The sequence below is a fragment of the Streptomyces sp. NPDC049541 genome (assembly GCF_044465725.1).
Classification (GTDB): domain Bacteria; phylum Actinomycetota; class Actinomycetes; order Streptomycetales; family Streptomycetaceae; genus Streptomyces.
This window is the reverse complement of record NZ_JBITLY010000004.1, coordinates 199,816-223,494: the sequence shown is the minus strand read 5'-3', so window position 1 is coordinate 223,494 and position 23,679 is coordinate 199,816. Positions and strand designations below refer to the sequence as shown.

At 71.4% G+C, this 23,679-nt stretch carries 20 protein-coding genes; 13 read left to right on the top strand and 7 right to left on the bottom strand.

Annotation, left to right across the window (positions count from 1 at the left end):
* Positions 1–21 precede the first annotated feature (21 nt).
* The 5 genes from pcaH (at position 22) to ACIBW9_RS16790 (ending at position 4,727) form a co-directional block, all read left to right on the top strand.
* The gene (gene pcaH / locus ACIBW9_RS16810; RefSeq protein WP_115910382.1) at positions 22–795 is read left to right on the top strand and encodes a protocatechuate 3,4-dioxygenase subunit beta; all 774 of its coding nucleotides are present in this window, start codon (positions 22–24) and stop codon (positions 793–795) included.
* 6 nt (positions 796–801) lie between these two features.
* Positions 802–1,407 carry a protocatechuate 3,4-dioxygenase subunit alpha gene (gene pcaG, locus ACIBW9_RS16805; RefSeq protein ID WP_389078419.1) on the top strand — a complete coding sequence of 202 codons (606 nt, stop codon included), beginning with the start codon at positions 802–804 and terminating at the stop codon, positions 1,405–1,407.
* Entirely contained in the window at positions 1,404–2,738 is a 1,335-nt protein-coding gene (pcaB, locus tag ACIBW9_RS16800) for a 3-carboxy-cis,cis-muconate cycloisomerase (RefSeq protein WP_398955602.1), read from the top strand. The genes pcaG and pcaB overlap by 4 nt, the downstream gene beginning before the upstream one ends.
* The gene (gene pcaD / locus ACIBW9_RS16795) at positions 2,735–3,856 is read left to right on the top strand and encodes a 3-oxoadipate enol-lactonase (RefSeq protein WP_398955600.1); all 1,122 of its coding nucleotides are present in this window, start codon (positions 2,735–2,737) and stop codon (positions 3,854–3,856) included. Before pcaB ends, pcaD begins: the two co-directional genes overlap by 4 nt.
* 79 nt (positions 3,857–3,935) lie before the next feature.
* A complete protein-coding gene (locus tag ACIBW9_RS16790) occupies positions 3,936–4,727 on the top strand; it encodes an SDR family NAD(P)-dependent oxidoreductase (protein ID WP_398955598.1) in 792 nt (263 codons plus the stop codon).
* 19 nt (positions 4,728–4,746) lie between these two features.
* Here ACIBW9_RS16790 and ACIBW9_RS16785 read toward each other — a convergent pair whose 3' ends face one another.
* The gene (locus tag ACIBW9_RS16785) at positions 4,747–7,431 is read right to left on the bottom strand and encodes an ATP-binding protein (RefSeq protein ID WP_398955596.1); all 2,685 of its coding nucleotides are present in this window, start codon (positions 7,429–7,431) and stop codon (positions 4,747–4,749) included.
* Positions 7,432–7,973: 542 nt separating this feature from the next.
* Here ACIBW9_RS16785 and ACIBW9_RS16780 point away from each other — a divergent pair.
* The 3 genes from ACIBW9_RS16780 to ACIBW9_RS16770 all read left to right on the top strand — a co-directional run bounded on the left by ACIBW9_RS16780 (position 7,974) and on the right by ACIBW9_RS16770 (position 10,524).
* On the top strand, positions 7,974–8,096 hold the full coding sequence (locus ACIBW9_RS16780; protein WP_398955594.1) for a hypothetical protein: 123 nt from the start codon (positions 7,974–7,976) through the stop codon (positions 8,094–8,096).
* A 176-nt stretch (positions 8,097–8,272) separates the two neighbouring features.
* Positions 8,273–9,427 (top strand): anhydro-N-acetylmuramic acid kinase, encoded by a 1,155-nt coding sequence (locus tag ACIBW9_RS16775; protein WP_398955592.1) that lies wholly within the window; start codon positions 8,273–8,275, stop codon positions 9,425–9,427.
* 50 nt (positions 9,428–9,477) lie between these two features.
* The gene (locus tag ACIBW9_RS16770; protein ID WP_398955590.1) at positions 9,478–10,524 is read left to right on the top strand and encodes a DUF2510 domain-containing protein; all 1,047 of its coding nucleotides are present in this window, start codon (positions 9,478–9,480) and stop codon (positions 10,522–10,524) included.
* A 145-nt stretch (positions 10,525–10,669) separates the two neighbouring features.
* On the opposite strand, the gene ACIBW9_RS16765 is transcribed toward ACIBW9_RS16770, so the two are convergent.
* Entirely contained in the window at positions 10,670–11,284 is a 615-nt protein-coding gene (locus tag ACIBW9_RS16765; RefSeq protein WP_398955588.1) for a TetR/AcrR family transcriptional regulator C-terminal ligand-binding domain-containing protein, read from the bottom strand.
* Between the two features lie 229 nt (positions 11,285–11,513).
* Between ACIBW9_RS16765 and ACIBW9_RS16760 the strand changes: the two genes are divergently transcribed.
* Together ACIBW9_RS16760 and ACIBW9_RS16755 are read left to right on the top strand one after the other, a co-directional pair.
* Positions 11,514–12,317 carry a phosphatase PAP2 family protein gene (locus ACIBW9_RS16760; protein WP_398955586.1) on the top strand — a complete coding sequence of 268 codons (804 nt, stop codon included), beginning with the start codon at positions 11,514–11,516 and terminating at the stop codon, positions 12,315–12,317.
* A complete protein-coding gene (locus ACIBW9_RS16755; RefSeq protein WP_398955584.1) occupies positions 12,314–13,279 on the top strand; it encodes a hypothetical protein in 966 nt (321 codons plus the stop codon). The genes ACIBW9_RS16760 and ACIBW9_RS16755 overlap by 4 nt, the downstream gene beginning before the upstream one ends.
* Before the next feature lie 16 nt (positions 13,280–13,295).
* Here the strand turns inward: ACIBW9_RS16755 and ACIBW9_RS16750 are convergent, their stop codons facing one another.
* The 3 genes from ACIBW9_RS16750 to ACIBW9_RS16740 form a co-directional block, all read right to left on the bottom strand.
* Positions 13,296–14,132, bottom strand: a complete 837-nt coding sequence (locus tag ACIBW9_RS16750; RefSeq protein ID WP_398955583.1) for a phospholipid scramblase-related protein — start codon at positions 14,130–14,132, stop codon at positions 13,296–13,298.
* 77 nt (positions 14,133–14,209) lie between these two features.
* Entirely contained in the window at positions 14,210–16,267 is a 2,058-nt protein-coding gene (locus ACIBW9_RS16745; protein WP_398955581.1) for a phosphocholine-specific phospholipase C, read from the bottom strand.
* Positions 16,268–16,418: 151 nt separating this feature from the next.
* Positions 16,419–17,297 (bottom strand): polysaccharide deacetylase family protein, encoded by an 879-nt coding sequence (locus ACIBW9_RS16740; RefSeq protein ID WP_398955579.1) that lies wholly within the window; start codon positions 17,295–17,297, stop codon positions 16,419–16,421.
* 312 nt (positions 17,298–17,609) lie between these two features.
* On the opposite strand from ACIBW9_RS16740, the gene ACIBW9_RS16735 reads away from it, so the two are divergent.
* From ACIBW9_RS16735 to ACIBW9_RS16725, 3 genes are read left to right on the top strand one after another with little or no spacing between them, the layout of a single operon-like run.
* On the top strand, positions 17,610–18,683 hold the full coding sequence (locus ACIBW9_RS16735) for a Rieske 2Fe-2S domain-containing protein (RefSeq protein WP_398955577.1): 1,074 nt from the start codon (positions 17,610–17,612) through the stop codon (positions 18,681–18,683).
* Complete coding sequence (locus ACIBW9_RS16730) at positions 18,680–18,859, top strand: hypothetical protein (protein WP_344400257.1); 180 nt, start codon at positions 18,680–18,682, stop codon at positions 18,857–18,859. Before ACIBW9_RS16735 ends, ACIBW9_RS16730 begins: the two co-directional genes overlap by 4 nt.
* Entirely contained in the window at positions 18,856–19,791 is a 936-nt protein-coding gene (locus tag ACIBW9_RS16725; protein WP_398955574.1) for a PDR/VanB family oxidoreductase, read from the top strand. Before ACIBW9_RS16730 ends, ACIBW9_RS16725 begins: the two co-directional genes overlap by 4 nt.
* A gap of 75 nt (positions 19,792–19,866) precedes the next feature.
* Here the strand turns inward: ACIBW9_RS16725 and ACIBW9_RS16720 are convergent, their stop codons facing one another.
* Complete coding sequence (locus tag ACIBW9_RS16720) at positions 19,867–22,029, bottom strand: discoidin domain-containing protein (RefSeq protein WP_398955572.1); 2,163 nt, start codon at positions 22,027–22,029, stop codon at positions 19,867–19,869.
* A 54-nt stretch (positions 22,030–22,083) separates the two neighbouring features.
* Positions 22,084–23,664 (bottom strand): alpha-amylase family glycosyl hydrolase, encoded by a 1,581-nt coding sequence (locus ACIBW9_RS16715; protein ID WP_398955570.1) that lies wholly within the window; start codon positions 23,662–23,664, stop codon positions 22,084–22,086.
* Positions 23,665–23,679: the final 15 nt, after the last annotated feature.

The following is a 23,679-nucleotide window of genomic DNA, read 5'->3' as shown; positions in this document are numbered from 1 at the left end:
CAGGAAGCCCCAGGGACCCCCATGACTCTCACCCAGCAGGACATCGACCAGGAGATCGCGGCCGAGCACGCCGCGTACGAAAAGCGGATCGCCGACGGGGCGCCCGTCGAGCACCAGCCGCGACGCGACTACGCGCCGTACCGCTCGTCCGTCCTGCGGCATCCCAAGCAGCCGCCTATCACCATCGACGTGACGAAGGACCCGGAGCTGGTGGAGCTCTCCTCCCCCGCCTTCGGGGAGCGCGACATCACCGAGATCGACAACGACCTCACCCGCCAGCACACCGGCGAGCCGATCGGTGAGCGGATCACGGTCTCCGGGCGGCTGCTCGACCGCGACGGACGTCCGATCCGCGGTCAGCTCATCGAGATCTGGCAGGCCAACTCGGCCGGCCGCTACGCCCACCAGCGCGAGCAGCACGACGCCCCGCTGGACCCGAACTTCACCGGCGTCGGCCGCACACTGACCGACGACGACGGGCACTACCACTTCACCACCGTGCAGCCGGGCCCGTACCCCTGGCGTCAGCACCTCAACGCCTGGCGGCCCGCCCACATCCACTTCTCGCTCTTCGGCACGGCGTTCACCCAGCGGCTCGTGACGCAGATGTACTTCCCGAGCGACCCCCTGTTCCCCTACGACCCGATCATCCAGTCGGTGACGGACGACGCGGCCCGGCAGCGGCTGGTCGCCACCTACGACCACAACCTGTCGGTGCCGGAGTTCTCGATGGGCTACCACTGGGACATCGTGCTCGACGGGCCGCACGCCACCTGGATCGAAGAAGGGCGCTGAGCTGCCATGACGAAGATCGACACGAGCCGTCCGGAGACCGTGCTCCCGACCCCGTCGCACACGGTCGGCCCCTTCTACGGCCATGCCCTGCCCTTCCCCGGCGGCGGCGACATCGCCCCGGTCGGCCACCCGGACACCATCACCGTCCAGGGATACATCTACGACGGAGAGGGCAACCCGCTGCCGGACGCCTTCGTGGAGCTGTGGGGCGCCGACCCCGACGGCAACATCCCGCAGGTGGACGGTTCGATCCGGCGCGACCCGGCGAGCGGCGGCTACCTGGGCCGCAACGGCGTGGAGTTCACCGGCTGGGGACGCATCCAGACGGATGCCAACGGCCACTGGTACGCGCGGACGCTGCGGCCCGGCGCGCGCGGGCGGAGCGCGCCGTACCTCAGCGTGTGCGTGTTCGCGCGCGGGCTGCTGGTGCACCTGTTCACGCGGATCTACCTGCCCGGTGACGAGGCGGCACTCGCCGCCGACCCGGTGCTCTCCCAGGTGCCGGAGGCGCGACGCGGCACGCTGATCGCGACGGACGACGGCAAGGGCACATACCGTTTCGACATCCGCCTTCAGGGCGAAGGCGAGACGGTCTTCCTGGAGTTCCAGTGACTTCTGCCGGCTTCGACGACACCGGCCTGCTCGCCCCCGGGTGGGCCGGCTCCCCCGCCGCCTCCGCGACCGGGGACACGGCCTTTCTGCAGGCCCTGCTCGACGCCGAGGCCGCCCTGACCCGGGCCCAGTCCGCCCTTGACCTCGCACCCTCCGAGGCGGCGGCCGTGGTGACCGAGGCGGCCGTCGCCGCCCGCTTCGACGCACGCTCGCTCGCCGAGCGCGCCCGCGAGGGCGGCAACCCGGTCATCCCCCTGGTCGCCGACCTGACGAAGGAGGTCGGCGAGGAGTACGGGCCCTATGTCCACCGCGGCGCGACCAGCCAGGACATCATGGACACGGCGACGATGCTGGTCGCCGTGCGCACCCTGGACCTGGTCCTCGCCGACCTCGGCCGCACCGAACGGGCGCTGGCCCGGCTGGCCGCTGACCACCGTGACACCGCGATGCCGGGACGGACGCTCACCCAGCACGCCGTACCGACGACGTTCGGGCTGAAGGCAGCCGGCTGGCGCTCGCTCACCCTCGACGCACGGGACCGCATCACCGCCGTACGGGACTCGCTGCCCGCCCAACTCGGCGGCGCAGCAGGGACCTTGGCGGCCTTCACCGTGTACGGCGCCCGGGACACGCAGGCCCTGACGGCGGCCTACGCCCGCGAACTCGGGCTCCGCGAGCCACTGCTGCCCTGGCACACCCTGCGCACGCCGATCGCCGACCTGGCCGGCTGCCTGGCCTTCGCGGCCGGAGCGCTGGGCAAGGTCGCCGCTGACGTACTGACCCTCGGCCGTACCGAGGTCGCCGAGGTCGCGGAGGGCAGCGGCGGCGGCTCGTCGGCCATGCCCCACAAGGCGAACCCCGTACGGTCCACGCTCATCGCGGCCGCGGCCCTGCGGGCTCCGCAGCTCGCGGCCACCCTGTTCGGGTCGCTGGCCGCCGAGGACGAGCGCCCGGCCGGGGCCTGGCACGCCGAGTGGGAACCGCTGCGGGATCTGCTGCGGCTGGTCGGCGGTGCCGCCCGGGACGCCGCCGAACTGGCCGAAGGCCTGCGCGTGCACCCGGACGCCATGCGTGCACACCTGGACCTGACCCACGGGTTGATCGTCTCGGAGCGGCTGTCCGCGGAGCTGGCCCCCGTGCTCGGCCGCGTCCGCGCCAAAGCCCTGCTCACGGACCTGGCCAAGCGAACCTACTCCGAGGGGCGGCCGCTGGCCGAACTGCTCGCCGAAGAGCCGCAGTTGAAGGAACTCAACCTCGCCGAGCTCACCGACCCCGCCCGCTACACCGGCTCCGCCGGAGCCCTCACCGACCGTGCCCTGGAGCGACGTTGACCGAGAAACTCCTCAACCACCGTGCCGAGGGCCCCGCTTCCGGTCCCCCGCTGCTGCTCGGGCCCTCGCTCGGGACGTCGTACGCACTGTGGGACAAGGTGGCACCCGAGCTGTCCATCACCCACCGCGTCGTCCGCTGGGACCTGCCGGGGCACGGCGGGTCGGCGCCCGGTCTGATCGGTCCCGGCGCGACCGTCGGTGACCTCGCCGACCTGGTGCTCGCGCTCGCCGACTCGCTGGGCATCGAACGGTTCGCGTATGCGGGGGTGTCGCTCGGCGGTGCCGTAGGACTGCATCTTGCCCTCCACCACCCGGAGCGGGTGTCGTCGTTGGCCGTGATCTGTTCGTCGGCGCATTTCAACGGCTCGAAGCCGTGGCAGGAGCGGGCCGAGGTGGTACGGCGCGAGGGGCTGGGGTCGCTCGTGGCCAGTGCCGACGCGCGCTGGTTCACGCCCGGCTTCACCGTGCCGGAACTGGTGCGGGACCAGGCGGAGGCCGACCCCGAGGCGTACGCCGCCTGCTGTGACGCACTGGCCGCCTTCGACCTGCAGGACCGGCTCACGGAGATCTCCGTGCGCACGCTGCTGGTCGCCGGGCGCGAGGACAAGGCGACTCCACCCCCGCATCTGCGGGAGATCGCGGACGCCGTGCCCGGCGCCACGCTGGTCGAGCTTCCGCACGCCGCGCATCTGGCGCCCGCCCAGTGCCCGGAAGCCGTACTGACCGCCCTGCGGACCCATCTCGGCGCAGCTGCCAAGCGCGGGATGGAGGTACGGCGGGAGGTGCTCGGCGATGCGCACGTGGACCGGGCGCAGGCCCGGCAGACACCCTTCACCGCCCGCTTCCAGGACTTCATCTCACGCTACGCCTGGGGCGAGATCTGGACCGACCCGACGCTCAGCCGCCGCGAACGCAGCATGATCACACTGACGGCGCTGGTCGCACACGGGCACTACGACGAGCTGGCCATGCACGTGCGGGCGGCCCGGCGCAACGGGCTCACCCCCGAGGAGATCGGCGCCGTACTGCTGCAGACGGCCGTGTACTGCGGGGTCCCGGCGGCGAACTCGGCGTTCGCCACGGCCCAGCGGGTGCTGGCGGAGGAGGACGATTTCTAGCGGGGCCCGAGGGTGACCCTGCTGGTCGTAGCTTCAGCAGCACCTCGCACATGCTCCCTCGCAAGCCTACGGTGGAGGCATGTCCACCATCCTGATCACGGGCGCCACCTCCGGCCTCGGCCGCTACGTCGCCTTCGAACTGGTCCGCTCCGGGCACGTCGTGCTCGCGCACGGCCGCGATCCGGGCCGTACGGAGCGGCTGGTCGAGGAGCTGCGCACCGAGGGCGACGCGGAAGGCTTCGTCGCCGACCTCGCCTCACTGACGCAGGTGCGTGAGCTGGGCGCCCATGTCGCCGACGCCCACCCCGACCTCGACGTCCTGATCAACAACGCGGGCGTGGGAGCGGGCGCACCCGGCGCCGGGCGTGAACTGAGCGCCGACGGCCACGAACTGCGCCTCGCCGTGAACTACTTGGCGCCGGTCGTGCTGACCCGTGCCCTGCTCCCGGTGCTGCGGGCGAACACGCCCGCCCGGATCGTCAACGTCGGCTCGGTCGGCCAGGACCCCCTCGACTTCGACGACCTCGAATTCAGGCGCCGGTACGACGGCTTCGCCGCCTACCGCCGGGCCAAGTTCGCCCTCGCGGCGCACACCTTCGCCCTGGCCGAGGAGTTGGCGAACACCGGCATCGCGGTCAACGTCCTCCACCCGGCGACCTTCATGGACACCGCCATGGTCCGCGAGGGCGGAGTCACCCCCTGGAACACGGTCGCGGACGGCGCTCCCGGCGTACTGGCCCTGGCGACCCGGGACCTGGGCACAGGCGGCTACTTCGACGGCACAACCCCGTCGAGGGCACACGAGTCGACGTACGACCGAGAGGTACAGAAGCGTCTGTCGACGGTCACAGACCAACTGCTGGCGCCGTAACGGTTTTCAGGGCCACCGTTCAGCGCACCGCGAGCCCACTTTCCAGCGCGGCCCGAGCCTGCGCCACCAACCCCTCCGCCCCACACGAACGAGCCAACGCCAACCCCCGGTTCAGCTCGGTGACGGACCTCGCGGCGATCCCGTACTCGACGCGCGCGGCCGCGTGTTCGTACTGGCAAGGCGACGCCTCCAGGTAGGTCACGGCCTGCGCGGCCAGGCGAACCGCCCGCTGCCCGGTCTCCAGCGCGGCGGCGCACCTGAGCGCCTCCCCGATGGCGGTGTCCGTACCGAAGCGCTCGGCCCGCCGCCGGGCCTCCATGGCCAGTTGCGCGGCCCGCGCCGGGTCCTTCTTCGCGAGGGCCCGGGCCAGGTCGAAGGCCCAGGGGATGACCAGGGGGTTGTGGTGACCGCGCGCAGCCGCGGCCTTCTCGGCCTCCTCCAGTTCGTTGATGCCCTCCTGGGTGCGGCCGACGGCGATCAGCAGCCGGCCGCGTACGGAGCGCGGGTCCAGCATCACCATGGGGGACGGGTAGGGCGGCGCGAAACCGCACTCGTCGGCGACCGCCCAGGCCTCGTCGACATGGCCGCGGGCGAGCAGGACGTCGATGAGATTGCTGGTGGCGCACCAGTACAGGGGCAGTCCGCGGCCGACGCGCTCGGCGAGGCGCAGTGCCTCGCGCAGGGACGCCTCCGCTTCCCTGAGCCGGCCGCGCCTGCGGTGTCCGAGGCCGATGTGGGCATGAGCGAGGGAGAGGTGACCGCCGCTCCAGCCGGCCGACTCGTAGGTGCGCAGGGCCTCGTTGTAGAAGCTCTCGGCGCGGTCGAGGCGGTCGGTGTAGGCGTAGGTGTTGGCGAGCATCACCAGCAGTTCGATGCCCCACTCGGTGTCGGTCCAGCCGAGTCCCGTTGCGAGGCGGCCGTTGACGAGGGCGCGGTCGCACACCTCGACGACCTCTTCGGCGTTCTCGCCCTGGATCAGGGCGTCGAAGCCGCGCAGCATCAGCAGGACGCGCTCGGAGTTGTTGCGGCCGGTGCAGGTACGGGCCAGGTCGGCAAGCCGCTCGGAGCGTCCCGGCGAGTTCGACTCGCCGGAGTAGATGCCCTCCCACATGTACTGCACCGCCTGCAGCCGCATCTTCGCGGGCCCCTCCGGGTGCCGGGCCGCCTCCGCCTCGACCGTGCGGAGGGCCTCCTCCATCTGGTCGTTGTGGAGAAGGGCCTGGGAGAGGCGGAAGACGGCGTCGACGCGCTCGTCGCCGTCGAGGCCGGGCATGCCGAGCGCGGACTGCAGATGGTCGATGGTGGTGGCGGGGGCGGTGAGGAGGGTGGCGCAGCCGAGTTCGTAGAGCACACGCGCGTGGACCTCGGGAAGGGGCGGTTCCAGCAGGGCGCGCTCCAGGCAGCGGCGGGCCGCGTCGGGTGCGCCGACGGCGAGGTGTTCGCGGGCCGCCTCGCGCAGCTGCTCGACGAGTTCCTCGTCGTCGTCCGGGTGGACCTGGAGGAGGTGCCGGGAGGCCATCGCGGCGCCGAGCCCGGACTCGGTGACGACCTGGGCGGCGATGCCGTGCATGGCGGTGCGCAGGGCGTCCGGGATGGAGTTGTAGACGGCGGTGGCGATCAGGGGGTGCACGAACTCCAGGTCGCCGTCGTCGGCCTGGGCGCTCGCCGGGTCGGGTTCGGTGAGGATGCGGGCGTCCTGCAGCAGCTCGGCGCAGCGCAGTGCCTCGTCGTGGTCCATGGTGGCGAGCTCGGCGACCAGGCCCACGGAGATGCCGGTGCCGAGGATCGCGGCCGCCCAGGCGAAGCGGGTGGCGTCGATGCCGAGTTCCTCGAGGCGGGCGACGAGGCCGCCGCCGCGGGCCGAGCGGTTGAGGGCGCGCAGTTCGCCGGCCGCGCTCTCGGTCGGCTCCAGCTCGCTGTCCTGGACCTTGGCGAGGAGTTCCACGGTCTCGTACGGGTTGCCGCCGGTGACGGCCCAGACCTCGCGGCAGAACGGGGCGTCGGCGTGCGCGCCGAGGGTGGCGCGGGTGAGGCCGGCGGTGGCGTCCGGGGTGAGGGCGCTCAGGTCGGCGTCGGGGCGGCCCGAGGCGGCGGCGATCGCATCGAGGTGGCGGGCGCTCTCGCCGTTGACCTCGCCGGGCCGGCGGGCCACCACGACCAGGACCGACAGGTCGTCGAGGCGTTCGGCGAACGCGGCGAGCCAGCGCAGCGTCTCCTGGTCGGCCCAGTGCGCGTCGTCGATCAGCAGGACCAGCGGCCAGTCTCGGCGGGCCAGCCGGCGCACCCCGGCGACCAGGCCGTCGCAGACGCCCTGCGGGTCGGCCTGGCGTTCGCCGGGTTCCGCGATGCCGAGGGCGGGGCCCGCGATGTCGTACCAGTCGCCGAGGTATTCGCGGGCTTCTTCCGGCATGAGGGACACCAGTGCGGGCTGCAGCAACTGGCGCACCACATTGAAGGGAACGGATCTGAGGGTCTCGCCGCCGCGGGTCGACCACACCGTGCAGTGGCGCTGCTCCGCGATGCGGCGGATCTCGGCCAGCAGGGCGGTCTTGCCGAGGCCCGCCTCGCCCCGGATCATCAGCAGGCTGCCCGAGGACGCGCGGTCGGCGCACAGCGTGTCGATCGCCTGCCTGACGGCGGTGATCTCCTCGTCGCGCTCCCACAGGGAGGCCGAGGCGGCCTCCCTGGGCCGGACCTCCGTCATCCCGCTACCTCCCCAAGTCGCCCGAACGACGTACAGACATCGAGCGTAGCCGTCGGATTGCGGAAGTGGAGGGGGGTCCGGGCAGCTGTTGCCGTGATGGGTGACAGCGGATGCGTGCAGGCGACGCATGAAGCCTGTCATCTGCCTGTCTGAAGGTAACCGACAGTCAAAAGACGCTGAAACGACGCTGATTTCCGGACAACGCCGCGCCATGCGGGAGTGGTCTGCGGTACGAGCCCTGGCGGCCGGGCCGGTGGGCGACTGCGTCGAGTGGTACGAGGTGGGTGTCGACGGCGGCTTCGCGACTGCCGCTCGGGCTTGCGGCGCTGTGGCTGAGGCTGCGGCTGGTGGAGACGCCGGCGTTGCGACGGGAGACCCGCGGCCGTGAGGTTCCCTCCGCGCGAGGTCGCCGGGGCCGTCGCGCTGGGCGCGGGCAGGATCATGGGCGGGGCGGCGGGGGTACACCTTCCTGGTCGTGCAACCTGGGCTTCGCCGTCACGATCCTCCCGGCGGGCCTGCTCTGCGATCGGGTGGGGCGGCGGGTGGTGGTCTCGGAAACCGTCAAGCGGACGGGGAGCGTCGACGTTGCCGGGTACTACGCGGCGGCGACGTGCGCGCTGAGCGCCCTCGTCCTGGGCAAGGCACCGGAGCGGAAGGCGGGTTGAACGGATGCGCTGGAGAGGCCTCGCACCAGTGGAGGAGGTGCAGGACGCGCTCGCGCGTTGTCGTCGTCCCCGCCCCCGACGTGACATGCCCGCCTGGCGGACCCACCCGGTGAGGCACCGCAGCCCGGCCGTCCCCGCCCTGACCACGGCACCACAACGGAAAGCAGGTTGAACGGATGCGGGTGATCGGTCTGATGTCGGGTACGTCCTACGACGCCATCGACGCGGCGGCGGCCGACCTGCGCCTCGACGGTGACAGCCTCTTACTGAAACCGCTGGGGATGGTGAGCGAGCCGTACGACGAGGAGTTGCGGGAGAGGCTCGCGGCCGTGCTGCCGCCGGCTGTGACCTCGCTCGCGCAGGTGTGCCGGCTCGACACGGGAATCGGGCAGGCCTTCGCCGCGGCGGCCGTGCGGGCGGACCGTGAACTGTGCGACGGTCAGGCCGAGTTGGTGGCCTCGCACGGGCAGACCGTCTACCACTGGGCGGACGGCGGCAAGGTGCACGGCACGCTGCAGCTCGGGCAGCCCGCCTGGATCGCCGAGGCGACCGGGCTGCCGGTGGTGGCCGACTTCCGGCCGCGGGACATCGCCGCGGGCGGCCAGGGCGCGCCCTTGGTCGGCCTGGTCGACCTGCTGTGGTTGCGCGGCCGCCCGGGCACCCCCGTCGCCCTCAACCTCGGCGGCATCGCCAACCTCACCGCCCCCGACGGCACGGCCTTCGACACCGGGCCGGCCTGCGCGCTGATCGACGCGGCGGCGCGGGGGTTCAGCGGCGGGGCCATGGCTTACGACGTCGACGGCGCGACGGCCGCCCGCGGCACCGTCCACGAACCGCTGCTGCGGCGGCTGCTGGAGGAGCCGTACTATGCGCTGCCCGCCCCCAAGACGACCGGCAAGGAACTGTTCCACCTCGGCTATCTGCGCGACGCACTGGCCGGGTTCGGGACGCTCCGGGCCGAGGACGTGGTCGCCACGCTGACCATGCTCACGGCGCGGACGGTCGCGGATGCCGTGCTCGCCCTGGGGGCCACCGAGGTGATCGCCTCGGGCGGCGGGGTCCGCAATCCGGTGCTCATGGGGATGTTGGGGCAGCGGTTGCCGGGGATTCCGGTGCGCGCCTCCGACGAACTGGGTCTGGCGCCGGACGCGAAGGAGGCGTACGCGTTCGCCGTGCTCGGCTTCCTGACCGCGCACGGACTGGCGGGCAGCGAACCCGCGAGCACCGGGGCCCGGCATGCGAGCGTGCTCGGTTCGATCACACCCGGCCGGGACGGGCTGCGGCTGCCGCCGCCGGGCGCGCGGGCGCCGGAACGGCTCGTGGTGGCCTGAAGCCGGAATCCTCTCATCCCGCTTTCACCGAGGCCTCATACGGTGGGGGCATGACGCAGGTGACTCCTCCCGGGTGGTATCCCGACCCCGGGCAGACAAGTGAGGCTCCCGCCACCGAGCGCTGGTGGGACGGCAAGGCATGGACGGACCGCACCCGCCCCGCGGGGTCGGCCGCCGTATGGGGTCCCCCGGCGCAGACGCCGACGGCCGGTCCGGCTCCGGCGGGCCCCGTCCCTCCGACGGCCCCGGCGGCCCAGACCTATGCGGCATACCCCGACTATCCGGCCCATCCGGCCTATCCCGCCCAGCCTCCGGCCGCTCCGCGGAGCGGTCTGCGCACCGGCATCGCGGTCGGGGCGGCCGTGGTCGTCCTCGCGTGCATCGGTGTGGGCGTGTACGCGCTGGCGGCCAACGACGGTTCGAGCGGCAACGTCAACTCGCAGCAGGGGCCGGGCGGCGGTCAGGGCGGTCAGGGCGGTCAGGGCGGCGGCAACGGCGGGTCCGGAGGCTCGGGCGGTTCGGGCGGGAACCAGTCGCCCGGCCCCGGCCAGTCCGAGCCTCCGAAGATCAAGAGCGGCTCGGTGTCCGACCCGATCAGCGGGATCAGCCTGCCCATTCCGGCCGACTGGTACGGCCAGCAGCTCCCGGCGGGCGCTTCGATCACGTCGAACGACTCCTACAAGTGCCCCGGGGACACCAAGCAGACCTGCACCAAGGGCGGCGCGTTCTCGGCGCCGGCCGCGCTCCTGAGGACCGCCGGCAGCACCGCCGAGGAGGTCGCGAAGGCCGACATCGAGGCCAACGCCGAGCAGTCCTACGGCGGCAAGACCTACGGCTCGATCACCTCGCACAAGGTGCTCGACTCCAGGGCGGTGACTGTCGCCGGGCAGAAGGGCTACCTGGTCCGATGGGAGGCGATCACCAGCAAGGGCTCCGACGGCTATGTCGAGTCGCTCGCCTTCCCCTCCCCCGCGAACCCCGCGCAGATCGTCGTGGTCCGCTTCGGCGTGGACGTCGCCGAGAAGCAGTCGGTCATCGACGACATCACCAAGGGCATCAAGGTCTCGACCGGCGGCGGCAACGGCCAGACGGTGTGAACCGTCCCCGACAGCGATCGGCCGGGTGGGGCACCCCTCCGCTCAAGAGGAGCCCCACCCGGCCGGTGGTGCGCGCCGCCCCCGTCCCCACGGTGCGGCGCGAGCAGGTCACCGTCCAGTCATCCCACGGACGGCGACCTGATTCTCAGGTGAGGCCCAGTGCCGGCAGCACCGCGGCCTCCACGAAGCGGACCAGGTAGTCGGGGTCGGCGTACTCGCCGTCCACGACGGGGCGGGCGCGTACGACGCCGAACATCTGCGCGGGGATGTACTCCAGCGCCGGGTGGCCGGCGGTGATCTCGCCGCGCTCGACCCCGCGATGGAGCATCTCCTTCAGCGCGGCGATCTCCGGGTCGACGAGCGCCTCCCGCAGCGCCTTGGCGAGTTCGGCGTCCTGGGTGACGGCGTGCCCGAGGGCCTGCAGCAGCTTGGTGTCGTTCTGCGACCAGCGGCCCACGGCCCGCGCGGCCTCGCGCAGGTCGTCCGCGAGCGATCCGGTGTCGATGCCCTCGAAACGGGCCTTGCGGCGGGAGCGCAGGGCGGCCACCACGAACTGGGGCTTGGTCTTCCACTGCCGGTACAGCGTGGACTTGCTGCAGCGCGTGCTGGCGGCGACCCCCTCCATGGTGACGGCTTCGTATCCGCACTCGCGGATCTGCTCGAGGACGGCGTCGAAGAACTCCTGCTCACGCTCGCGCGTGAGCTTGGAGCGGCGCGAGGCGGCGACCGTCTGCGGTCCCTCCGCGGCCTGCGACGTCATCTGCTCTTCTCCCTCGCTCCGAGCGCCGGCTTTGTACGCGCTTTATTCCCGGCTTCCAGTGTGTCGTACCTCAATCGATACGCCAGTGTACCGGAACGGCCGCGTATCGGTACACTGCCGTATCGGAACGCTTTCGTTTCGGCACGCAAGCGTACCGATGAGTTCGGGCTCCGCCCCGGGTCTCACCACCTACCAGCACACGCACCACCGTCAGTGAAGGGGCCGGGGGATGAATGCCCGCACCGAGCCTGCAGAAGGAGAGACCGACGCGATAGCGCGGCCTCCGGTCGTCCGGGAGTTCCTGCTCGTCGCAGGGCTCTTCCTCGTCTACAAGTTCGGCCGCCAACTGGCGACCGGCCACACCGGTGAGGCGCTGCGCAACGCGCACCGCGTGTGGGACCTGGAACGGACGCTCCATCTGCCCGGTGAGGATTCGGTGCAGTCCGTGCTGCTGCACAGCGACACCCTGGTCCACCTCGCGAACACCTATTACGCGACCGTCCACTTCCCGGCCACCGCGGCCTTCCTGATCTGGCTCTACCTGCGGCGCCCCGCGCACTACGTGTGGGCCCGCCGGGTCCTCGCCACGGTCACCTCGGCGGCCCTGGTGCTGCCCTTCGTCTTCCCCCTCGCACCGCCGCGGATGCCGGCCGCCACCGGCCTCGTCGACACGGCGCACGTGTACGGGCCGTCGGTCTACGGCCCGCCGTCCTCGGACCACCTCTCCAACCAGTTCGCGGCGATGCCGTCCCTGCACTTCGGCTGGGCCCTGATGGTCGCGATCGGCCTGATCGCGGCGACCCGGTCCCGCTGGCGCTGGCTGTGGCTGCTGCACCCGCTGGTGACGCTCCTCGTCATCGTGGGCACGGCGAACCACTACTGGCTCGACGCGATCGTCGCGAGCGCCATGCTCGGCGCGGCCCTCGCGCTGGTCCACCGGCCGCACCACACCGTCACCACGGCCGGGCGCGGCAGCGAGAAGCTCGCCGCCCCCGTCGCCGACGACCACGTCCTGGTAGGAGCGGGCCGATGACCGCCACCCTCGTCGCCGTCGCCCTGTCGCTCGTCTCCGCCGTCGCCTACGCGGCCGCCGCCGTGGCCCAGGAGCGGCTCGCCTCCCGCAGCTCCGGCACCGGCACGCTGCGGCTGCTGGGCACGGGCGCCTGGTGGGCGTCGGTCGGGCTCAACGCCGGCGCGGCGCTGCTGCATGTCGTGGCCCTCACGTACGGTCCGCTCACCGTCGTCCAGCCGCTCGGCGCGCTGACGCTGGTTGCCGCGGTGCCGATGGGGGCGCGGGCGGCCGGGCGGCGGGTCAGCGCGACCGAGTGGCGGGGCACCGCGCTGACGCTGGCCGGGCTGGCCGCACTGCTGGTCACCGCGTCCGGTTCGGCGCCCGAGCAGGTGCTGAGCCTGACCGAGGCACTGGCGGTCGCGGGCGCCACGGCCGCGCTGATCGGGCTGCTCTCGCGGCCCGGATCCCGGCCGGGGCTGCGGCACGCCACGGCGTCCGGGTTCGCCTCGGGCGTCGCGTCGGCGCTCACCCAGACCGTGACGGTGGCCGCCACCGACCGGTCCGGTTCCGCGCTGAGCCTCCAGGTCGTCCTGGTGGCGGTCCTGGTGGCCGCCTTCGCGGTCGGCGGACTGCTGCTCTCCCAGACGGCCTACCGGGGCGGCCTCGGCGCCCCCCTCGCCATGGTGACGCTCTCCAACCCGGTGGCGGCCTCGGTGATCGGCCTCACCCTGCTCGGCCAGGGCCTCCGCGGCGGCCCGGAGGGCATCCTCCTGGCCCTCGCAGGCGCGGCCATGGCGTCCTGGGGCGTCGTACTCCTGACCCGGGCGACGCCTGCTCCGGTCGCCTCTGCCGCTCCGGCCGTCACGGTCGACGAGGAGCACCCGGTGGCCGCGGTGCTGGCACTACGGCCGGAAACGGCAACACCGGAACCGGCGTTGGTGCCCCGGCAGCCTTCCGGTCCGGGACACCTCACACCGCTGTGAGCACCGCTCGGCGGCGTCAGCCGAGGCCGCGGGAGTCCTGCTTGAGCGCCGTGTCCACGGTGAGCGCCGTCGCCACGACAAGGCTCAACAGCGGCTCGGGCAGCTGGTAGTGGATCTGCAGGACATAGTTGTCCGCGGTCGTGAACATCGTCTTGGCCAGACCTTCCCAGGTCTTGGTGATCCGGGCGACCTCGTTGTCCGCGTGGTCGACGATCGCGAAGTTCCACGCCCGCCAGTTCTCCGCCTTGATCGCACCGACCTGCCGGCCGTCCACGTTCATCGCGAAGTTGATCTTCCCGATCATGTTCTGCTGGACGATCTCACCGACGGGCGAACCGTCCGGACGCGACACCAGAACCCGGGACTTGAAGACCTTGGCGGGCCGTGTCAGCACCAGCTGCGGCTGGCCGTAGGCGTCCCGGATCTCCAGCCGGTGGGTCATGAACTGGTCGAGACTGGAGACGAAGCGCGCCACCTTCTTCAGCGTGCTCTGCCCGACCTCCGTCACCGAGCCGATCTGGTTGCCGTTCTGATCCATGACCTTGTACTCGTTGGTCACCTCGATCAGCTTGGCCTTCTGGTTGACCACCAGGACCGGCTCGGTGAAGAGGCTGCCGCCGCCGGGGCCGCCGGCGGCGACCCCGGCCTGCTGCTGCACCTGACGCTGCACCCGCGGGTCCGGGGCGGCGGCCTGCTGCGGCGCCTGCTGTTGAGGCGCCTGCTGTTGAGGCGCCTGCTGCTGGTCCGTGTTGGTGTGCTGGGTCCACTGGGCCCCGTCCCAGTAGCGGAGAGTCCGGGGCGCTCCGTGCGGATCCGGGTACCAGCCTGCAGGAGTGTTCGAATGCGTGGTCACCGGGGCACACTACCCCGGCCCCACCGGCTCCTGGCCAGTACCCGCGAACCGCTGTTCGGCAGCTTTTGCCCGACGGTTCACCCGGTGATGATCGCCGGGTCGCTCACCCCCGGCCGACCGTTCTCCACGTGTCCGGCGAACCGTCGCAGGAACTTCGCGTCGGCCTCGGAGGTCACGGTGAGGTCGTACCAGCGCCGGCTGGCGGCGAGGTCGACCGTGTGCTTCACCGTGGCTCCGGGCCGCACCGTGAAGGTCCGGGGCTTGTGGCCGTATCCACCCGTCAGCTTCAGACGGACCGTGCCGGAGCCCTTGTTGGTGAAGGTCAGCGTGATGTCGTCGCCGCTGTGGCGGGCGGTGACCTCGGGCCCGGCCACCTTGTTCGGCCCCTTGAAGACGCGCAGGAAGCCGTTCGGGCCGTGCACCGTCAGGTCGTACGAGCCGTTGGAGTACGCCGAGTTCCAGGCGTCCGAGACGGTCTTGCCGGCCTCGGTGGTGTAGCTCCAGAGCCCGTCGGTGCGGTTGCCGGAGGTCACCAGGAATGCGGCGCCCGCCTTGGCGCCCGAGGCGAAGGTCAGGGTGAACTTCCCGGAGGCCGGGTCCACCGAACCGTCCACGTGCGGGGCGTACTTGAGGGGACGTGAGGGGCGCAGGCCGCGCTCCTGCTTGGGCAGCACCGGGTTGGCCGGCGGGGTCGGCACATAGTCGGGGTGGCGGTTGTGGTCCGGCGGCTGGTAACCATCGGTGCCCGGCAGGGCGACCGGCTTGGTGTCGCTGCGGGAGAAGTCGAACGCGGAGGTCAGGTCGCCGCAGATCGCCCGCCGCCAGGGCGAGATGTTCGGCTCGTGCACTCCGAAGCGACGCTCCATGAACCGGATGATCGACGTGTGGTCCATCGTCTCGGAGCAGACGTAACCGCCCTTGCTCCAGGGCGAGACGACGATCATCGGCACCCGCTGGCCGAGCCCGTAGGACCCGGCGGGGTGGCTGCTGCTGCCCTCGAAGAGATCCGGGCCGACCTCGACCGTCGACTTGCCCTGCGCCGCCGAGCCCGGTGCGAACGGCGGGACGAGGTGGTCGAAGAAGCCGTCGTTCTCGTCGTACGTGATGAACAGGGCCGTCTTCGCCCACACCTTCGGGTCGGAGGTGAGCGCGTCGAGGACCTGGGCGACGTACCAGGCGCCGTAGTTGGCGGGCCAGTTGGGGTGCTCGGTGAAGGCCTCGGGGGCGACGATCCAGGAGACCTGCGGCAGCTTGCCGCCCTTGACGTCGGCCTTCAGCTGGTCGAAGAAGCCCTCGCCCTTGCGGGCGTCGGTGCCGGTGCGGGCCTTGTCGTAGAGCGGGCTGCCGGGCTGGGCGTTCTGGTACTGCTTGAAGTAGAGCAGCGAGTTGTCGCCGTAGTTGCCGCGGTAGGCGTCCTGGATCCAGCCCCAGCCGCCGTTCGCGTCGAGGCCGTCGCCGACGTCCTGGTAGATCTTCCAGGAGACGCCTGCCTTCTCCAGGCGCTCGGGGTAGGTGGTCCAGCTGTAGCCGGCCTCGTCGTTGCCGAGGACCGGGCCGCCGCCCTGGCCGTCGTTGCCCGTGTAACCGGTCCACATGTAGTAGCGGTTCGGGTCGGTCGAGCCGATGAACGAGCAGTGGTACGCGTCGCAGATGGTGAAGGAGTCGGCGAGCGCGTAGTGGAACGGGATGTCCTCACGGGTCAGGTACGCCATCGTCGTGGAGCCCTTGGAGGGAACCCACTTGTCGTACTTGCCCCCATTGAAGGCGGCATGTCCGTCGTTCCAGCCGTGCGGGAGGTCCTGGATGAAGGCCAGGCCGAGGTCGTCGGCGTCCGGGTGGAAGGGCAGGATGTCCTTGCCGCTCGCGTCCGCCTGGTACCAGACCGGCTTCCCGTCCTGCCGGGTCACCACGGGGCGCGGGTCGCCGTAGCCTCGGACACCTCTGAGGGTGCCGAAGTAGTGGTCGAAGGAACGGTTCTCCTGCATCAGGACGACGATGTGCTCGACGTCCTCGATGGATCCCGTGCGGTGGTTCGCGGGCAGCGCGGCGGCGCGCTGGATGCTGTTCGAGAGGGCGGTGAAGGCGGTGGTCGCGCCCGCGAGTTGCAGGAATCGGCGCCGATTGACTTCGGGCATGGGTTGATTGCCTCTCATCCTGGTGCGGATGGCCGGAACATGACGGATTGCGCGCGGTGCGAGTGTTCCAAGAGCACCAAACGTCAGGGAAGGGTCCGGTGGCGCCCATGTGAAAGTCGTCGGTACGCGAGGGGTGCGGGGGTCCGTGTGCTCAGGGCAGCGCATCCGACAGGCGTACGAATGTATGGCCGAGGGCCAGCAGTCGGGGTACCGCGGCGGTGATTCCCGCGGCCGTACCGCCCTCCGGGTGGTTCATGTGGCAGATGACGATGGAGCCTGCGGGCGCGGACCCCACCGTCGTACGGACCTGCTCGGGGCTGAAGGTGGCCCCTCCGTCGCCGTTGACCGAGAAGCCGGCGAACCGCTCTCCCATGGCGGTGACGATCCTTGCCGCGACGTCGTCGCAGTACGCGGTGCCGGAGCGGAAGAAACGGGGTGGCCGGCCCAGCAGACGGGTGAGCTTCGCCCGGTTGCCGGCGATCTCCTCGTAGACCTCGGCGGCGTCGCGGGTCCCGGGGATGCCGTAGGCGGAGCGGCCGGTCACGGAGAGGGGGAGGTGGCGGGTGCCGTGGTTGGCGATCTCGAAGAGCGGCTCGGCGGCCAGTCGGCGGAAGACGGCCGGATTGGCCTCGATCCAGCGGGAGTTGATGAACAGCGTCGCCGGGATCTCCCGCCTGCGCAGGAAGTCGATCAGGGCATGGTCGTAGCCGCTGCCGCCCCGGCCGCCGCAGGCGTCGAAGGTCAGCGCCAAGCCCCGATGACCGGCGGGGAGCCGGTGCACGACACCGGGCCCGTCGAAGCCCCAGGTGTGCGGCACGGCGTGACCGTAGCGGGCGACGATCTCAGCGCGGGTCGCCGTGACCAGGCGGGCCGGCCTGGCTCTGGGCGAGGGCGAGGGACCAGCGGAGGAAGGAGCGGAGGAGGAGGCGGCTACAGGCGGTTCCGCCTTGGACGGCCCCTGCTGCGCCGTGCAGCCCGCCAGAGCTCCCCCGGCCAAGGCCGCCAGCACCATACGTCGACTCGTACTCATCCGCTCCCACCTGTCCGGACGCACCTCGGCAATGCTAGGCAGCGCACACTCACCATCCCCCGCAAACCGGACAAGCCTTGCCCAAGATTCTTTTGCTGAAGGTTTTCGCTGCTTCACCGAACCGGGGCGGCACCGGAGAGCAGGCGGCGATGACCGCCGAGGTGGAGTCCCCGGACAACTCCGACCAGCCCTTTCACGGAACCACTTCCGTCTGGCAGAAGCCGCCTTGCGCGCCCTGCGCGGCCGTCAGGACGCTGAGTCCAACCACGGCACGCGGGGCGACGGCGCCCCGCCGACAGGGACGGGACACCCATGCCTCACATGACCGCCTTCGCCAGGAACCAGTGGTACGTCGCCGCCTACAGCCACGAGGTCGGGCGCGAGGAGCTGCTCGGCCGGACCATCCTCGGGGAACCGCTGGTGTTCTACCGGACGGAGGAGGACGGCACGCCGGTCGCGCTCGCCGACCGCTGTGTGCACCGCCGCTTCCCGCTGCACGAGAAGCCCAGCCGGCTGGACGGCGACAGACTGGTGTGCGGCTACCACGGGTTCACGTACGACACGACGGGTACCTGCGTGTACGTGCCCGGACAGAAGCGCGTCCCGCGCACCGCACGGGTGGCCTCCTACCCGGTGGTCGAGCTGGACTCCCTGGTGTGGGTGTGGATCGGGGACCCGGCGCTCGCCGATGCGCAGACCATCCCCCGGGCCCGGCACCTGGACTCGCCCGGCTGGGTCACCGTCCGGGGCATGGAGCCCATCGACGCCGACTACGGGCTGCTGGTCGACAACCTCCTGGATCTCTCCCACGAGACGTATCTGCACGGCGGCTACATCGGCACCCCCGAGGTCGCCGAGACGCCGATCACCACCGAGGTCGACGAGGGCGCGGGCATCGTGCGGGTGAGCCGGCACATGGACGACGCCGAGTGCCCGCCGTTCTACGCCAACTCCACCGGCATCCGGGGCCGGATCACCCGCTGGCAGGACATCGAGTACCACGCGCCCTGTCTGTATCTGCTGCACAGCCGGATCGCGCCGGTGGGCGTGCTGCCGGAGGCCGACGGCAGCGACCCGAACGGCTTCCACACCGAGATCACCTACGCGATCACCCCGTCCACGGACGGCAAGGTGTACGACTTCTGGGCCGTCTCGCGCGACTGGGCGACGGAGGACGCCGAGGTCACCGAGTTCATGCGGAGCAACAACCACACCGTGGTCATGCAGGACGTGGTCGCGCTCAACCTGCTGCACAAGACGCTCGGCACGGAGCGGACGGGGTACCAGGAGCTCAGCATCAACATCGACACCGGCGGCCTCGCCGCCCGCCGTATCCTCGCCCGGCTGGTCGAGGAGGGCGACAAGCCCGTGGAGAAGGTCCTGTGAGCAGCTCCACCGGCGAGATCTACCGCATCGACTGGCTGCCGGGCACCGACGTCCTGCACGGCACCTGTCACTGCGGTGCCGAGCACAGCGCCCAGGATCCCGTCGAGATGTGGGAGTGGATGCTCGGCCACCCCGAAGGACACGAGCCCGCCGCGCCACGAGGAAACAGCTCATGACCGTGTACGAAGCCGAACTCGTCGTCGAGCGCAGGGAGTTCGCGGCCGACGGGGTGCTCGCCCTGACCCTGCGCCACCCGCTCGGCGAGGACCTGCCGGCCTGGGAGCCGGGAGCCCATGTCGACGTCGTGCTGGGGCCGGAGCTGGAGCGGCAGTACTCGCTGTGCGGGGATCCCGCGGACCGTTCGGTGTGGCGGATCGCCGTGCTGCGGGAGCCGGACGGGCGCGGCGGTTCCGCCCAAGTGCACGAGCAGATCGGGCGGGGCGACAAGGTGCGGGTGCGCGGGCCGCGCAATCACTTCCGGCTGGAGAGCGCGCCGCGCTACCGGTTCGTCGCGGGCGGGATCGGCATCACCCCGATCCTCCCGATGCTGGCCGCCGCGGAGGCCGCGGGCGCCGAGTGGACGCTGCTGTACGGCGGCCGCACCCGCAACTCCATCGCTTTCACGGAGGAGTTGGCGCGATACGGCGACCGGGTGAGGGTCTGTCCGCAGGACGAGACCGGGCTTCTCGACCTGGGTTCCGTGCTGGACGACCTGCCCGAGGACACGCTCGTGTACTGCTGCGGTCCCGGGCCGCTGCTGGACGCCGTCGAGGAGCGTTGCCCGGCCGAGCGGCTGCGGGTCGAGCGGTTCTCGCCGAAGGCCCAGGAGGCCGGCGAGAACGGCGAGTTCGAGGTCGAGCTGGCGCGGAGCGGCCGTACCGTCACGGTCGCGCCGGACGTCTCCGTGCTGGATGCCGTCCGTGCGGCCGGTGTGGAGGTGCTGTTCTCCTGCACCGAGGGCACCTGCGGCACCTGCGAGACCGACGTCCTCGACGGTACCCCGGACCACCGGGACTCGGTGCTCAGCGCCGAGGAGCAGCAGAGCGGGGAGACGATGATGATCTGTGTGTCCCGCTGCCGTGGGAAGAAGCTCGTGCTGGACCTGTGACCCCGGGGCCGACCCGCTCCCGGCCGACGACGGCGCCCCCTGACGCAGCACATATGTCAGGGGGCGCAGTCGCGGTCACGGGGTCGGATAGGCCTCCACCTCGCTGAACTGCCCTGCGGGCCAGCCGGTGTTGGCGCTGACGGTCAGCCGCAGATGACGCAGGCTGGTGCCGGCCGGCAGGGCTACGGTGGCCGTGTTGCCGGTCGCCGGGTCGAAGCGGTAGCCGGTGGAGCCGACGACGGTGGAGTAGGTCGAGCCGTCGGTGCTGCCCAGTACGGTGATGGTCTGGGTGCGGGCGCCCCAGGCGGTCGAAGGCGGCAGCTTCAGCACCAGCCGGCGCACGGCCTGAGTGGAGCCGAGGTCGACCGTCCAGGACTGCGGGAAGGCGTTGTTGGTCGACTCCCAGTAGCTGTTCGCGTCGCCGTCGACCGCCTTGCCGGGTGTGTAGACGTCCTGGGATCCGGTGGCGGTGGCCGGGCGGTCCTTGGCGAGGTTGCGGTTCGGGTCGGGGTCGGGATTGCCCTGGCCGGGCTGCGGCCAGGTCGAGCAGTCGGCCCAGGTGCTGCTCCAGCCGGAGTTGCCGCCGCCGTCGGTGAGGGTGAAGGTGCCGGAGCCGGACGGGTAGGGGCAGTTGTAGACGCCCGCCGCGCCGACCCCGGTGGCCTGGACGTTGCTGAACTTCGCCGAGCCCTGCGTCTCCGCCTGGACGACGACCGTGCCGGTGTTCTTCACGGTCGCGCCGCTGACGGTGACGTTGCCGGCCGGGTAGCCGTGCCCGCCGCCGGAGACGAACTCGAACGCGCTGTACGGGCTGTCGGTGACGGACGTGTTGGTGATGTTCACCATGGCGTTGACGGCGCTGTCGTAGGAGTCGACGCGCAGCGCGCCCATCGGGTGGTTCCAGTTGGGGTTCATCGCGCCGGTGCGCACGAGCGTGTTGCCGTCGACGGTGATGGTGCCGGCCAGCGGGGAGAACGGGTCGAGGAACTTCTGGTTGGAGATCGCGATACCGCTGCCGAGGGCGTTGGTGTCGGAGACCAGGTTGTTCTTGACCGCGATGTCGGTGCCGCCGTAGATCGCGATGCCGTTGGCGAGGTTCGGCTGCGAGATGGTGTTGTTCTCGAAGCTGGAGTCGGTGTCGGCGGAGTACAGCGACCACATGGCGAGCGAGTCGTCGCCCTGGTTGCGCAGGAAGTTGTTCCGGACGCGGACACCGCGCGCGTTGCCGTTGAGGTTGAGGCCGTCGGCGGTGGTGTCGAGGATGCGGTTGTTCTCGACGACCAGGTTGTCGTTGTTGCCCATCAGCCAGAGTCCGACCTTCAGGTGCTGGATCCACATGCCGGAGACCGAACTGTTCGGCCCCAGCGAGCCGTTGACGAAGTTGTCCGGGTTGGAGTCGACACGCTCGGTGACCGCGCCGATCACCGCGAAGTCCTTGATGTGCACACCGCCCGACGAACTCGACTGGTCGATGAAACGGGAGGTGTGCACGACGGAGTACCAGCTGCCGGCGCCCTGCAGGGTGACGTTCTGGACGCCGTTGAGCGAGGACGTCAGCCGGTAGTCGCCCGGCGGGATCCACACGACTCCCCCTTGCGCGGCGGAGATCGCGTCCCGGAAGGCCTGGGTGGAGTCGCCGTTTCCGCTGGGGTCGGCCCCCTTGGAGGTGACCGAGACCGAACCGGCGGGCTGGCCGGCGGCAACGGCGACCTGCTCGAAGTCGGCGACGTCCACGGTGACCTGGGTGCCGGTCGACTGCAGGGCGATCTTGTCACCGGCCTGGACGTTCTGGCCGAGCAGCAGCCGGGCGTTGTCGAAGAAGTGGTGGGTCCTGGCGCCCGGAATCCAACCGGTGTCGATGTACGAGTACTTGGAGGTGACCGCGAGCGTCCTGGCGATCCTCTGGCCGTTGACGTACACGTCGAGCGTGCCGGACTGGCCGTCGGGGACGCTGTAGGAGACGTTCACGGCGTTGGCCGCAAGCGGCACGGTGAACTCGACGCGCTGGCCCGGGGCGAGCCGTACGGCCTGGCGTCCGGAGGCCTCGGAGGCGAGCGTGCCCTGGGTGTGGTCGGGGCCGATCCGGGTGCCGGTGGTGGTCGCCGACTCGGCCTCGACCGAGGTGAAGGGCAGGGTGGCGCCGGGGGCCGCGTGCGCGGCGGGGGCCGTGGCGGTGAGCAGACCGGCGGAGAGGGCGACGACCATTGTTGCTGGCATGCCCCTGACAGATCTGTGCATGTGCTGATCCCTTCGGGGTGGGGGTGCGGGAGGGTGGGGAGGGTGCGGTGCGGCTCAGGCGCGGAGCCAGACCGCGGTGTCCTTGGGCAGTCGTCCCTCGGCGTCCAAGGGACCGCTGGTGAGCAGGAGTTGGGCGCTGACGGGAAGGCCGAGGGGGGTGTCGGCGAGGTTCACCAGGCACCGGGCGCCTGACCGGGTGAAGGCGAGGACGCCCTCGGGTGCGGGCTGCCACGTGAGCGGCCCGTCCCCGAACACCGGACGCAGGCCGATGGCCGCGCGGTAGAGGGCGAGCATCGAGCCTGCGTCCGCGTCCTGCCGGTCGACGGCGTACGACGTCCAGCCGGCCGGCTGCGGCAGCCAGGGCTCCGCGCGGCTGCCGAAGCCCGCGTATGGCGCTCCGGCCGCCCAGGGCAGCGGCACCCGGCAGCCGTCGCGTCCCGGGTCGGCGCCGTTCGACCGGAAGTGCATCGGGTCCTGGATGCGGTCGAGGGGGATGTCGGCCTCGGGCAGGCCCAGCTCCTCGCCCTGGTAGACGTAGACCGCGCCGGGCAGGGCGAGTGACAGCAGGGCGGCCGCGCGGGCGCGCCGGGTGCCGAGGGCGAGGTCGGCCGGGATGCCGAAGGCCTTGGTGGCGAAGTCGAAGCCGGAGTCCGTGCGGCCGTAGCGGGTGACCGTGCGGGTGACATCGTGGTTGCACAGCACCCAGGTGGCGGGGGCGCCCACGGGTGCGTGCTCGGCGAGGGTCTCGTCGATGGACGTACGCAGCCCGCGCGCGTCCCAGGGGCAGGTCATGAAGGCGAAGTTGAAGGCCGTGTGGAGTTCGTCGGGGCGCAGATAGCGGGCGAAGCGTTCGGTGTCGGGGAGCCAGACCTCGCCGACGAAGATGCCCTCGTACTCGTCGGCGACGGCACGCCAGGAGCGGTAGATGTCGTGGAGTTCGTCCCGGTCGACATACGGGTGCGGGTCGTAGCCCTCGGTGAAGTCCGGCAGGGCGGGGTCCTTCGCGAGGAGGGCGGCCGAGTCGATGCGGACACCGGCGACGCCCCGCTCGAACCAGAACCGCAGGATGTCCTCGTGCTCCTGGCGGACCGCCGGGTGCGCCCAGTTGAGGTCGGGCTGTTCGGGGGCGAAGAGGTGCAGGTACCAGTCGCCGTCGGGCAGCCGGGTCCAGGCGGAGCCGCCGAACTGCGACGTCCAGTCGTTGGGCGGGAGTTCGCCGTGGGTGCCGCGGCCGGGGCGGAAGTGGAACAGCTCGCGTTCGGGGCCGCCGAGGAGCGCGGCGCGGAACCAGGGATGCTGGTCGGAGACGTGGTTCGGGACGATGTCGACGATGGTGCGGATGCCGAGTTCGCGGGCCTCGGCGATCAGCTTCTCCGCCTCGGCGAGGGTGCCGAAGGCCGGGTCGATCGTGCGGTAGTCGGCGACGTCGTAGCCGCCGTCCTTCATCGGTGACAGGTACCAGGGGCTGAACCACAGAGCGTCCACGCCGAGTTCGGCGACGTAGGGCAGTCGGGCGCGGACGCCGGCGAGATCGCCGGTGCCGTCGCCGTCGCCGTCGGCGAAGCTGCGGACGTAGAGCTGGTAGATGACGGCGGAGCGCCACCACTCCGTGGGGGCATGGCGGGGCTGTCCCACTGTGCTTGCCTTTCT

What these genes read in the sequence shown, in the direction of transcription:
- ACIBW9_RS16775 (WP_398955592.1), top strand. Translation starts at nt 8,273, where the DNA reads ATGCGGGTGATCGGTCTGATGTCGGGTACGTCCTACGACGCCATCGAC.
- ACIBW9_RS16790 (WP_398955598.1), top strand. Translation starts at nt 3,936, where the DNA reads ATGTCCACCATCCTGATCACGGGCGCCACCTCCGGCCTCGGCCGCTAC.
- ACIBW9_RS16720 (WP_398955572.1), bottom strand. Translation starts at nt 22,029, where the DNA reads ATGCACAGATCTGTCAGGGGCATGCCAGCAACAATGGTCGTCGCCCTC.
- pcaH (WP_115910382.1), top strand. Translation starts at nt 22, where the DNA reads ATGACTCTCACCCAGCAGGACATCGACCAGGAGATCGCGGCCGAGCAC.
- ACIBW9_RS16745 (WP_398955581.1), bottom strand. Translation starts at nt 16,267, where the DNA reads ATGCCCGAAGTCAATCGGCGCCGATTCCTGCAACTCGCGGGCGCGACC.
- ACIBW9_RS16760 (WP_398955586.1), top strand. Translation starts at nt 11,514, where the DNA reads ATGAATGCCCGCACCGAGCCTGCAGAAGGAGAGACCGACGCGATAGCG.
- ACIBW9_RS16785 (WP_398955596.1), bottom strand. Translation starts at nt 7,431, where the DNA reads ATGACGGAGGTCCGGCCCAGGGAGGCCGCCTCGGCCTCCCTGTGGGAG.
- pcaG (WP_389078419.1), top strand. Translation starts at nt 802, where the DNA reads ATGACGAAGATCGACACGAGCCGTCCGGAGACCGTGCTCCCGACCCCG.
- ACIBW9_RS16770 (WP_398955590.1), top strand. Translation starts at nt 9,478, where the DNA reads ATGACGCAGGTGACTCCTCCCGGGTGGTATCCCGACCCCGGGCAGACA.
- ACIBW9_RS16725 (WP_398955574.1), top strand. Translation starts at nt 18,856, where the DNA reads ATGACCGTGTACGAAGCCGAACTCGTCGTCGAGCGCAGGGAGTTCGCG.
- ACIBW9_RS16765 (WP_398955588.1), bottom strand. Translation starts at nt 11,284, where the DNA reads ATGACGTCGCAGGCCGCGGAGGGACCGCAGACGGTCGCCGCCTCGCGC.
- ACIBW9_RS16755 (WP_398955584.1), top strand. Translation starts at nt 12,314, where the DNA reads ATGACCGCCACCCTCGTCGCCGTCGCCCTGTCGCTCGTCTCCGCCGTC.
- ACIBW9_RS16740 (WP_398955579.1), bottom strand. Translation starts at nt 17,297, where the DNA reads ATGAGTACGAGTCGACGTATGGTGCTGGCGGCCTTGGCCGGGGGAGCT.
- ACIBW9_RS16735 (WP_398955577.1), top strand. Translation starts at nt 17,610, where the DNA reads ATGCCTCACATGACCGCCTTCGCCAGGAACCAGTGGTACGTCGCCGCC.